The sequence below is a fragment of the Amycolatopsis pigmentata genome (genome assembly GCF_042684065.1).
GTDB classification, from domain to species: domain Bacteria; phylum Actinomycetota; class Actinomycetes; order Mycobacteriales; family Pseudonocardiaceae; genus Amycolatopsis_E; species Amycolatopsis_E pigmentata.
This window is the reverse complement of record NZ_JBHUKR010000006.1, coordinates 859,954-871,035: the sequence shown is the minus strand read 5'-3', so window position 1 is coordinate 871,035 and position 11,082 is coordinate 859,954. Positions and strand designations below refer to the sequence as shown.

9 protein-coding genes are annotated in these 11,082 nt (G+C 67.4%); 1 reads left to right on the top strand and 8 read right to left on the bottom strand.

Going from position 1 to position 11,082, the window contains the following annotated elements; all coding sequences use genetic code 11:
- Positions 1-50: 50 nt before the first annotated feature.
- The 6 genes from ACFSXZ_RS11910 to ACFSXZ_RS11885 all read right to left on the bottom strand — a co-directional run bounded on the left by ACFSXZ_RS11910 (position 51) and on the right by ACFSXZ_RS11885 (position 5,695).
- Positions 51-1,118, bottom strand: a complete 1,068-nt coding sequence (locus ACFSXZ_RS11910) for an extracellular solute-binding protein (protein WP_378264351.1) — start codon at positions 1,116-1,118, stop codon at positions 51-53.
- 130 nt (positions 1,119-1,248) lie between these two features.
- On the bottom strand, positions 1,249-2,388 hold the full coding sequence (locus ACFSXZ_RS11905; protein WP_378264349.1) for an ABC transporter ATP-binding protein: 1,140 nt from the start codon (positions 2,386-2,388) through the stop codon (positions 1,249-1,251).
- Between the two features lie 7 nt (positions 2,389-2,395).
- Positions 2,396-3,259 carry an ABC transporter permease gene (locus tag ACFSXZ_RS11900; protein ID WP_378264347.1) on the bottom strand — a complete coding sequence of 288 codons (864 nt, stop codon included), beginning with the start codon at positions 3,257-3,259 and terminating at the stop codon, positions 2,396-2,398.
- The gene (locus ACFSXZ_RS11895) at positions 3,256-4,128 is read right to left on the bottom strand and encodes an ABC transporter permease (protein WP_378264344.1); all 873 of its coding nucleotides are present in this window, start codon (positions 4,126-4,128) and stop codon (positions 3,256-3,258) included. Before ACFSXZ_RS11895 ends, ACFSXZ_RS11900 begins: the two co-directional genes overlap by 4 nt.
- A 415-nt stretch (positions 4,129-4,543) precedes the next feature.
- Positions 4,544-5,386, bottom strand: coding sequence for an ATP phosphoribosyltransferase (gene hisG / locus ACFSXZ_RS11890; RefSeq protein WP_378264342.1), 843 nt, complete (start codon positions 5,384-5,386; stop codon positions 4,544-4,546).
- Positions 5,387-5,431: 45 nt separating this feature from the next.
- Positions 5,432-5,695, bottom strand: coding sequence for a phosphoribosyl-ATP diphosphatase (locus ACFSXZ_RS11885; protein ID WP_378264340.1), 264 nt, complete (start codon positions 5,693-5,695; stop codon positions 5,432-5,434).
- 176 nt (positions 5,696-5,871) lie between these two features.
- On the opposite strand from ACFSXZ_RS11885, the gene ACFSXZ_RS11880 reads away from it, so the two are divergent.
- A complete protein-coding gene (locus tag ACFSXZ_RS11880; RefSeq protein WP_378264338.1) occupies positions 5,872-6,678 on the top strand; it encodes a class I SAM-dependent DNA methyltransferase in 807 nt (268 codons plus the stop codon).
- Positions 6,679-6,807: 129 nt separating this feature from the next.
- On the opposite strand, the gene ACFSXZ_RS11875 is transcribed toward ACFSXZ_RS11880, so the two are convergent.
- Both ACFSXZ_RS11875 and metH read right to left on the bottom strand, forming a co-directional pair.
- Positions 6,808-7,521 carry an HAD family hydrolase gene (locus ACFSXZ_RS11875; RefSeq protein ID WP_378264336.1) on the bottom strand — a complete coding sequence of 238 codons (714 nt, stop codon included), beginning with the start codon at positions 7,519-7,521 and terminating at the stop codon, positions 6,808-6,810.
- 13 nt (positions 7,522-7,534) lie between these two features.
- The gene (gene metH, locus ACFSXZ_RS11870) at positions 7,535-11,077 is read right to left on the bottom strand and encodes a methionine synthase (protein WP_378264334.1); all 3,543 of its coding nucleotides are present in this window, start codon (positions 11,075-11,077) and stop codon (positions 7,535-7,537) included.
- Between the last annotated feature and the right edge of the window lie 5 nt (positions 11,078-11,082).

Genomic DNA, 11,082 nt, shown 5'->3' with positions numbered 1-11,082 from the left:
AGTTCACATGGCGAACGTAGCGGCGACACGGTGCGAGCGTGGGAGTCAACTCAGCCCACCAGCCAGTTGTTCAGCTTCTTGGTGACCTCGTCGAAGTGCTGCGCGTACCAGTCGATGTCCTGAACCACGGTCTTTCCGGTGTTCGACGGACCGTAGACCTGCACGAGCTTACCGTTGTCGGTGAGACTCGGTTTCGCCGTGAGGTTGACCGGGGCGGTGGCGAGCAGTTCGGTGATCTTCGCCGACTGCTCGGGCTTCACTACCGTCGCCAGGAAGTCCTCGGCCGTCGCCTTGTGTTTCGAACCGATCGGCACGGCGAGCGCGTTGACCGACACCACGGTGGTGTCCCAGACCATCTTGACGTTCTTCTTGTCGTTCAGCAGCGCGATCATCCGCGAGTCGGCGAGGAGGAACATGTCGACCTGGCCGGAACTGGCCGCCTGCTGCAGCGCGCCGACGTTCGGGGCGAAGATCGTGTCCTTGCGAATGGTCGCCCACTTGTTCAGGGCACGGTCGACATCGAGCGGATACAGCTTGTCGGGCGCGACGCCTTCGGCGAGGAGCGGGTACTCCATGATGCCGTTCTGCAGGTTGGTGATCACACCTCGCTTACCCGGGAACTTCGTGGTGTCGAAGAAGTCCTTGAGGGACTTGGGCGCCTTCGACGGGTCCGGGTACTTGTCGGCGTTGTAGCCGAACAGCGTCGCGTTCGAAAAGTTGCCGACGTAGCAGTCGCCGATCACCTTGGGCGCGAGGTCGGCGGTGTTCACGTTCGGCAGGTTCAGCTTTTCGAACAGGGTTCCGCAGTTCTGCTGCGCCGCGGCGGGGGCGACCGAGACGAGGTCCCAGTTGACGACGCCGGCCTGCACCTGAGCCTTCACCTGCGCGACGTCGGCGGGCGAGGTGTTGGCGAAGGTCACGTTGGGGTGCGCGGCGGTGTAGGGCTTCTGGAACGCGTCGGCCTGAGCGTCCTGTCCGGAACCGCCATAGGAGACGTAGGTGAGCTTTTCCGGATCTCCTGGTTTCGAACTCGAATCGTTGCTCGTGCCACAGGCGGCGAGCAGGCTGACCACCGCCGCGATGCCGGCGGCGGTCAGCGTGGCTCTTGATCGAGACACCTTTGTCCCACCTTTCATGAAAAGATGTTTCCGGGGATTAGCCGACAGCTTGTTCACTATGCAAACAAGTTGTCTCGTGATGTGCACACGCTACCGAAATGTCCTCTTTGGAACAATGCCGGTTCCGCGGTCAGGCCGCGACAATGCGCTGCGCCGGCGGCCACCACCAAGCCACGACTTGGTCTCCGATGGCGTAATCGCCTTGGAGCGCGCTCACACGGGTGCGGCCGGCCAGCTCGCGTTGGCCAAGGGCGAGCAACAGTGTGCGGTGACTGCCCATGTATTCGATGTCGCGGATCGCCGCTCGTACCGCATTGGCGCCGGCCGGAACTTCTTCGTCGTTCCTTGCCACCTCGACATCCTCGGGCCGCACCACGATCGCGCTGCTCTCCCGGACACCGGGATGAGGTGAGACGGTGCCGGGCGCGATGGCCCAGCGCTCGCCCTCCCATCCGACGTCCTCGCGCAGCGGGGTTGCGCCGAGTTCGAACACATTGGAATCACCGAGAAACCTTGCCGTGAAAAGCGTTTCGGGCTCGGCATACAGTTGCTGGGGGGTACCGATCTGCTCGATGCGCCCGTTGTTGAACAGCGCGATGCGGTCGGAGAGGTTCATGGCTTCTTCCTGATCGTGCGTCACGAAGACGAACGTGGACCCCACCTCGCGATGGATCCGCCGGATCTCCGTCTGCAACGCCGCCCGCAGGTTGCGGTCGAGCGCGCCGAGCGGTTCGTCCAGCAGGAGCGCCTTGGGTTCGAAGACGATCGCGCGGGCCAGCGCGACGCGTTGTTGCTGCCCGCCGGAAAGCTTCGACGGATGGTCGCCGTCGCGGCCGGTCAACTGCACGAGGTCGAGGACCTCCGCGACCTTCCGGGCGATCTCCGCCTTCGCGACCTTGCGCTCGCGGAGCGGATACGCGACGTTCTGCGCGACCGTCATGTGCGGGAACAGCGCGTAGTTCTGGAACAGCATGCCGAGATTGCGCCGGTGTGGCGGAACGTCGCCCACATCGGCCCCGTTGAGCGAAATCGAGCCCGCGGTGAGCGTCTCGAAACCGGCGATCAGGTTCAGGGTCGTCGTCTTTCCCGAGCCGCTCGGCCCCAGGAACGTCATGAACTCGCCGGGCCTGATCGTCAGCGAAACGCCGTCCACCGCGGGTGTGGCGAGCCCGTAGTCCTTGGTGACGTGCTCCAGCTTGATCTCGGTGCCACGCCTGGTCCCGGAGGACGATCCGGCGCTCTCCGCCGTGCTCGCATGTGTCGTCGTCATGGTTCTCCTATCTGCGGCCGCCCCCGCGGCGAAGTAACTGGGGCAGTACGAAGATGATGGTCACGGCGACGACCATCAGGCTGGAAGCCGCCGAAATCGTCGGATCGATCTCGACGGTGACGCTGTTGTACATCTGCACGGGCATGGTCTGGAAATCGGGCGATCGCAGGAACAACGCGATGACGACCTCGTCGAACGAGACCATGAACGAGAAGATCGCGCCGGTCAGGATGCCGCGGCTGATCAGCGGCACGGTCACGCGGAAGAACGAACGCAACGGTGAGGCACCGAGCGAAGCGGAGGCCTTCAGCAGTTGCTGGTCGAAACCGCTGAGCGCGCCCGTTACGGAGACGAGCACGTACGGAACGGCGATCGCGGTGTGGGCGAGCACATAACCCGCCGGCGTCCCGGTGAGGTGCCAGCCGAGGAAGGCGATGTAGACCGCGACCGCGACAACGATCGCCGGAGCGACGATCGGCACCATGAGCACCGTGCGAACCAACCGGGCCAACCGGCCCTGAAGCCGGGAGAGCGCCACGGCGGCCGCGGTGCCCACCGTGGTGGCCAGCAGGGACGTGAGTATGGCGACCAGGAACGAGTTGCCCAGCGAGTCGAGCCAGACCGGGTTGGTGAAGAAGTTCTCGTACAACCGCCACGAGAAGCCCGTTGGCGGGAACTGGAACGTCGTCGCGTCGCTGAAGCTCATCGGGATGACGAACAGCGTCGGCAGGATGAAGAAGAGGACCACCAGCCCGCCGATGACCTTGAGCCACCAGGGGATCGAATCGACCTTCGGGTAGCGCCGGCGGCCGGCGGACCGGGCGGCGCCGGCGGGGCCGGTCTGGCTGGGGGTGGTCGCTGGGCTTGTCACGGACGGTCCTTCGTTCGGTTCGACGCGACCACACCGATCGCGGACATGGTGCCGCCCACCCGGTTCGCCCAGGCGACGAGCGCGAGCGTGACCACCAGCACGACCATGCCGAGCGCGCCCGCGGCGGCGAAGTCGAGCAGGACAGTGGTGCGCTGTGCGAGCAACTGGGCGACGAGCGACTGCTGCGGTGATCCGAGCAACGCCGGCGTCACGTAGAACCCGAGACTGAGGGTGAACACCAAAATCACGCCGGCGACCACCCCGCCGCGGGACAGCGGCCAGAAGATCTTCCAGAACGCCGCGGTGGGAGAGGAGCCGAGCCCCCGCGCGGCGAGCAGCAGTTTCCGGTCTATGCCACCGAGCGTGCTGAACAGCGGCAGCACCATGAACGGAAGCATCACCTGCGTCATCGCGATCGTCACGCCCGCGGTCTTTCCGTACAGGACGAAGTCGTCGATCCCGATGAACTGGAACATCCGCTGCACCGGCCCGCCGTTCTGCAGGATGACGATCCAGGCGAAGTTGCGGGCCATCACCGACGTCCAAAAAGGAATCAGCACCATCACCAGGAGGATGCCGCGCGCGCGAGGGCCGACCCGGGTCATCAGGTACGCGTAGGGATAGCCGATCAGCAGGGCGGCGATCGTCACCATCGCCGCGGTGAGGGCCGTGCGTCCCAGCACCGTCATGGTCACGCCGTCGGTGAAGATGTCGGCGTAGTTCTGCCAGGTGAAGGTGGAATCCCTGAAGCCGCGGGTGACGCTGCGGATGAACGTCTTGACCAGCGGCACCAGCAGGATTCCGGCCAGCAGCGCGAGCGCGGGCAGCAGTGGGAGCCAGCTTGCCCATCTGCTCTTGATCGAGGACACCGTGTCCCCTTCCAGGTTGTTCGACTCGACTGGCCCGAATGGCGGGTCCCGGGGCGCCCTAGTAAAACAAGATGCTGTTCATATGGCAAGACTGCGACTGCACGATGCGAACATCAACTACCCGAGCGCTGCGGGCGCACCCACAGACAGGCAGGAGAACACGGCCGCTGACCTGGTCGTGTGATCGCTCAACAGCAACGCGCGGCATGACACCCTTCGGTCGTCATGCCGCGCGTGTACGGAATACGAGTCTGATGTTCACCATACGGATCGTCAATCCCGGCGCCACGATCCCGGCGCCACGATCCCGGCGCCACGATCCCGGCGCCACGATCCCGGCGCTACGATCCCCGGCGGCCGTCCGGCCCCTGCCGGACGGCCCGGAATACCCGGAGCAGGCCTGCTCGGACGCTGGTCAGAGCCGGCAGGAGCGGATATCGGAGGCGAGTATCGCCTTGGTTCCGGCCTCCGCCAGCTCGTCCATGATCCGGTTGACCTGCTTGCGCGGCACCATCGCGCGCACCGCGACCCAGTCCGGGTCCGCCAGCGGCGCGACCGTGGGCGACTCCACGCCCGGGGTGATCGCGACCGCCCGCTCGAGCAGCGTGCGAGGGCAGTCGTAGTCGAGCATCATGTACTGCTGCGCGAAGACGACGCCCTGGAGCCGGGCGGCGAGCTGTGATTTCGCCTTCGAAGCCGGACCACCGGCCCGCTGCACGAGCACGGCCTCGGAAACGCAGATCGGATCGCCGAACGCGACCAGGTTGTGCTGCCGCAACGACTGGCCGGTCTCCACCACGTCGGCGACGGCGTCGGCGACGCCGAGCTGCACGGAGATCTCGACGGCCCCGTCGAGCCGGATGACCTCGGCCGTCACCCCGTGACCGGCCAGGTTGTCGCGGACCAGGTTGGGAAAGGACGTGGCGATCCGCTTGCCGTCCAGATCCGCGGGCTTCCAGTCCCGGCCCATGGGCGCGGCGTAACGGAACGTGGAGGCGCCGAAGCCCAGCGCGAGCGTCTCCTCGACCGGAGCGCGCGAGTCGACGGCGAGGTCACGCCCGGTGATGCCGAGGTCGAGCTCACCGGAACCGACGTAGATCGGGATGTCCTTCGGGCGCAGGAAGAAGAACTCGACCTCGTTGGCATGGTCGAGCACGGTCAGGTCACGGTCGTGGCGCCGGCGGTAGCCCGCCTCGCCGAGCATCTCCGTGGCCGGCCCGGCCAGCGCTCCCTTGTTCGGCACCGCAACCCGCAGCATCGCCTCACTCCGTCCTCTCGATCAGGCAGCTCACCGGCCTGCCCGTCACAGATAGCGGTAGACATCCTCGGCCGTGAGGCCACGACCGAGCATGAGCACCTGGACCCGGTAGAGCAACTGGGAGATCTCCTCGGCCACCCGCTCGTCCGACTCGTGCTCGGCCGCGATCCACACCTCGCCCGCTTCTTCGAGCACCTTCTTGCCCTGCGCGTGGACCCCGGCCTCCAGCGCCGCGACGGTGGCCGAACCGGCGGGCCGGGTCCGTGCGCGCTCGGTCAGCTCGGCGAACAGCTCATCGAAGGTCTTCACGGTCTGTAGATCCTTCCATCCGCCCTCCGGGCCTGCCGATCCGGGCCGTCGCGTTTGGATCGGAAGGTCACATCACATCCGTGCACCCGGTGAGCGGTTGACTTTTCCGATCCATTGCCGTTGCCTGGAATTGCATCTCGTTCAGCCGGTGCGAAACGACACGAAAAGGAAGTGAAATGGTCGGCAAAGAGTCACATGTCGAATACGATGACCTCACTCCCGCGCGCGATGGCTCGCTGCGGATCAGACTCCCCCGGCCTTCCGACCGCCTCGATCAGGACGCGGAACACTGTTCAGTGCTCGTCGACGGCGAATGGCAGGACATTCGTTTCCACGACTACGACCGGATCTACCGGATCCCCGGGCTGTACGAGCAACTCTTCCACGACATCCTCGACTGCTCCTCGCCCGACGTGATCGCGAAGCTGCTCAAAGAGGAGCTCCAGCAGGACGGCTACGAGCCGGATAGCCTGCGGGTGCTGGACCTTGGCGCCGGCAACGGCCTGGTCGGCGAGCAGTTGCGCAACATCGGCGTCGGCGCCCTGGTTGGTGTGGACATCATCCCCGAGGCACGCGAGGCGGCCCTGCGGGACCGGCCGGACGTCTACCAGGCCTACCACGTCGCCGACATGACCGCGCTTTCCCCCGCGCTGCGCGGGGAACTGGCGTCCTACCGGTTCAACACACTGTCCTGTGTGGCCGCGCTGGGGTACGCGGACATCCCGCCCGCCGCGTTCCGCGCCGCGTTCAACCTGATCAGCGACAACGGTTGGATAGCGTTCAACATCAAGGACCGGTTTCTGTCCGAAGAGGACACTTCCGGCTTCGCCACGCTCATCCGCCGCCTGCGGGACGAGAAGGTCATGACGCTGCTGACCTCGGAGCGGTATCAGCACCGCCGCAATGTGAGCGGGGAACCCCTTCACTATTTCGCGCTGATCGGCACGAAGAACAGTGATATCCCGGAGGATTTCTTGCCCTGATATTTGTGGCCGGCCCACAATCGGGTTTGTGGTCCGGCCACAAAATTGACACCGGAGAATAGACGGGAAAAGGGTTTCCGGTAACAGATCGGTAGCATGCCGGCCCTTTTCCCGTAACACCGGCACCGATCACGGCCGGTAGCCGGCCGGGGGTCGGCGGCCGTGCGCGAGAAGCTCCGCGAAAGTCCGCGCGGTCACCCCGATCAACGAGGTGCGGAAGAAGCGGCGCTCGCCGGCGGGGACCGCGACATCGTGCGGCACGACGAGCACGGTGCAGCCCGCGGCGACCGCGGACTCGGTGCCCGGTTTCGAGTCCTCCACCGCCACACAGCGCGCGGGGTCGACGCCGAGCATCCGCGTGGCGCGCAGATAGGGCTCCGGGTGGGGTTTGTTGAGGCCGTCCACCTCGTCGCCGCACACGACGACGTCGAAGAACTCCCGGCCGATCGTGTCGAGCGCGAGTTCGGTGAGCGCCCGGTCGGTCGAGGTGACCAGCGCCGCCGCGAGCCCGCCGGCGCGCACCGCGGCCAGCGCCTCGCGGGCGCCGGGCCGCCACGGCAGCGGGCCGGCGAACAGCCCGGACATGCGGACGCGGATCCACTCCCCCGTGTCCGCCATCGCTTCGTCCGTGACGGGCCTGCCCGTCACCTCGAGGAGATAGCGCGAGGTCGCGGCCATGTTGGAGCCGACGAGGGTGAGCCGCTGCGGCTCGGTGAGCGTGCCACCGAGCCATTCCGCCGCCTCGTAGAGCGCGACGTCCCACAGCTTCTCGGAGTCGACCAGCGTGCCGTCCAGGTCCCAGAGCACGGCGGCGGGGCCGTCCGCGGGGGACGGTCGTGTCAAGACGTTCTCCTCGTTACGTGTTGAAGTACTTGGCCTCGGGGTGGTGGCAGACGATCGCGTCGGTCGACTGCTCGGGGTGCAACTGGAACTCCTCCGAGAGCTTGACGCCGATGCGCTCGGGCTCCAGCAGGTCGACGATCTTGGCGCGGTCCTCGAGGTTCGGGCAAGCGCCATAACCGAGCGAGAAGCGGGCGCCGCGGTAGCCGAGCTTGAAGAACTCCTCGACGGCTTCGGGATCTTCGTCCGAGACCGCCGCACCACTGCCGAAGCGCAGCTCCTGGCGGACCCGGCGATGCCAGTACTCGGCCAGCGCCTCGGTGAGCTGCACGCTCAGCCCGTGCACCTCGAGGTAGTCGCGGTAGGCATTGGCGGCGAACAGTTCGGCGGCGTACCCGGCGATCGGCTCGCCCATGGTGACCAGGGTCAGCGGCAGGACATCGACTTCGCCCGCCTCGCGCGGCCGGTAGAAGTCGGCCAGGCACAGGTGCCGGTCGCGCTTCTGCCGGGGGAAGGTGAACCGGCACCGCTCCGGCGCGCCCGGCTCGGCTTCGGTCAGCACGACGAGGTCGTCTCCCTCGGCCACCACCGGGAAGTACCCGTAGACGACCGCCGCGTGCGCGAGAACCCCTTCGGTGGCGAGCTTGTCCAACCAGTAGCGCAAGCGCGGCCTGCCCTCGGTCTCGACCAGCTCCTCGTAGCTCGGGCCTTCCCCGCCCTTGGTGCCGCGCAGGCCCCATTGGCCGAGGAAGGTGGCCCGCTCGTCGAGGTAGGCGGAGTAGTCGGCGATCCGGATCCCCTTGATCACCCGGCTACCCCAGAACGGCGGGGTGGGCAGGGGCACGTCGGTGGCCACGTCCGACCGCGCGGGCATGGGCTCGTCGGGCTCCTGAGCGGCCTTGCGTGCTTCGGCGATGCGGAGCGACCGCTCCCGGCGGGCCTTACGTTCGGCGCGCCTGGCTTCTTCCTCCGGGTCGGACGCGGGCGCCTCGCCGCGCTTGACCGCCATGATGGTGTCCATCAGACGCAGCCCCTCGAAGGCGTCCCGGGCGTAGCGCACCGAGCCGTGATAGAGGTCGGTGAGGTCGTTCTCCACGTAGGAACGGGTCAGCGCGGCCCCGCCGAGGAGCACCGGCCAGCGGTCGGCGACACCCCGGGAGTTCATCTCCTCGAGGTTCTCCTTCATGATCACCGTCGACTTGACCAGCAGCCCGGACATGCCGATCGCGTCGACCCGGTGTTCGTCGGCGGCGTCGAGGATCGTGGTGATCGGCTGTTTGATGCCGAGGTTGACCACGTCGTAGCCGTTGTTGGACAGGATGATGTCCACCAGGTTCTTGCCGATGTCGTGCACGTCGCCCTTGACCGTGGCGAGCACGATCCGGCCCTTGCCGCCGGAGTCGTCCTTTTCCATGTGGGGTTCGAGGTAGGCCACGGCGGCCTTCATGACCTCGGCCGACTGCAGGACGAACGGCAGCTGCATCTGGCCGGACCCGAACAGCTCGCCGACGGTCTTCATGCCCGACAGCAGCGTCTCGTTGATGATCTCCAGCGGTGGCTTGGAGCGCATGGCGTCGTCGAGGTCGGCCTCGAGCCCGCTGCGCTCGCCGTCCACGATCCGCCGCTCCAGGCGCTCGAACAACGGCATCGCGGCCAGTTCCTCGGCCCTCGATTCCCGCCGGGAGGCCGCCGAAACGCCCTCGAAGAGCCGCATCAGCTCCTGAAGCGGGTCGTAACCCTCCCGGCGCCGGTCGTAGACCATGTCCAGCGCGACTTGCCGCTGCTGTTCCGGGATTCGCGCCATCGGCAGGATCTTCGACGCGTGCACGATCGCGGTGTCCAGCCCGGCCTGCACGCTCTCGTGCAGGAAGACGGAGTTGAGCACCTGCCGCGCGGCCGCGTTGAGCCCGAAGGAGACGTTGGAGACGCCGAGTGTGGTCTGGACCTCCGGGTAGCGGCGCTTCAGCTCGCGGATGGCCTCGATCGTCTCCAGCGCGTCACGGCGGGTCTCCTCCTGCCCGGTGGTGATCGGGAAGGTGAGGCAGTCGACGATGATGTCACTGGCCCGCATGCCCCAGTTGGTCACGAGGTCTTCGATGGTCCTGACGGCGACGGCGACCTTCCGGTCGGCGGTACGGGCCTGGCCTTCCTCGTCGATGCACATCACCACGACCGCGGCGCCGTGCTCGGCGACCAGGCGCATCGTCTTCTGGAACCGGGAGTCCGGTCCGGCGCCGTCCTCGTAGTTCACCGAGTTGACCACGCACCGCCCGCCGAGCCGTTCCAGGCCGGCCCGCAGGACGGCGGACTCCGTCGAGTCCAGCATGATCGGCAGCGTCGAGGCGGTGGCGAGCCTGCCCGCCAGCTCGGCCATGTCGACCGCGCCGTCACGGCCCACGTAGTCCACGCAGAGGTCCACCAGGTGTGCTCCGTCACGGGTCTGCTCGCGCGCGATCTCCACGCAGTCCTCGTAGCGGCCTTCGAGCATGGCCTCGCGGAACTTCTTCGAACCGTTGGCGTTGGTCCGCTCGCCCACCATCAGCACCGAAGCGTCCTGCTTGAACGGCACCGCCTGGTACAGCGAGGACACCCCCGGCTCGGGACGCGGGTTCCGGCGGGCTCGCTCGGCACCGGCCACCGCCTCGGCGAGCTGCCGGATGTGTTCGCCGGTGGTCCCGCAACAGCCGCCCACCAGTCCCACGCCGAACTCCCGCACGAAGCCCGACAACGACTGGGCCAGGCCCTCCGGCCCCAGCGGGTAGACGGCCCCGTCCGGGCCGAGTTCGGGCAGGCCGGCGTTGGGCATCACGGACAACGGCAGCGTGGTGGACTTCGACAGCGTCCGCAGGTGCTCGCTCATCTCCGCCGGGCCGGTCGCGCAGTTCAGCCCGATGATGTCGATCCCCAGTGGTTCGAGGGCGGCCAGCGCGGCACCGACCTCGGTGCCCAGCAACATCGTGCCGGTGGTCTCGACGGTGATCGACGCGATGATCGGGACCCGCCTGCCCTCGGCCGCCATCGCCCGCCGCGCGGCCACGATCGCCGCCTTGGTCTGGAGGACGTCCTGAGTGGTCTCGACGATGACCGCGTCCACGCCCCCCGCGAGCAGGCCCCGGACCTCCTCGACGTAGGCGTCACGCAGCGTGGTGTACGGGGCGTGCCCGAGTGTGGGCAGCTTGGTGCCGGGGCCGACCGAGCCGAGCACGAAGCGGGGCCGCCCGGGCGAGGCGAACTCGTCCGCGGCCTCTCTGGCCAGCCGGGCCCCGGCCTCGGAAAGCTCGAAGATCCGGTCCTCGATGCCGTACTCGGCCAGGTTGGCCAGGTTCGCACCGAAGGTGTTCGTCTCCACGGCGTCCGCCCCGGCCACCAGGTAGCCGCGGTGGATGCCCTGGACCACGTCCGGCCGCGTGACGTTGAGGATTTCGTTGCAGCCCTCGAGGCCGCCGAAGTCGTCGAGAGTGAGGTCGTGGGCCTGGAGAGCGGTGCCCATCGCCCCGTCGGCGACCACGACTCGGGAGACCAGCGCGTCCAGCAACGGCGAAGAGAGAGGTTCCGGCATGTCCA

Coding starts and splice junctions, on each gene's coding strand:
- ACFSXZ_RS11905 (WP_378264349.1), bottom strand. CDS start 2,388: ATGACGACGACACATGCGAGCACGGCGGAGAGCGCCGGATCGTCCTCC.
- hisG (WP_378264342.1), bottom strand. CDS start 5,386: ATGCTGCGGGTTGCGGTGCCGAACAAGGGAGCGCTGGCCGGGCCGGCC.
- ACFSXZ_RS11880 (WP_378264338.1), top strand. CDS start 5,872: ATGGTCGGCAAAGAGTCACATGTCGAATACGATGACCTCACTCCCGCG.
- metH (WP_378264334.1), bottom strand. CDS start 11,077: ATGCCGGAACCTCTCTCTTCGCCGTTGCTGGACGCGCTGGTCTCCCGA.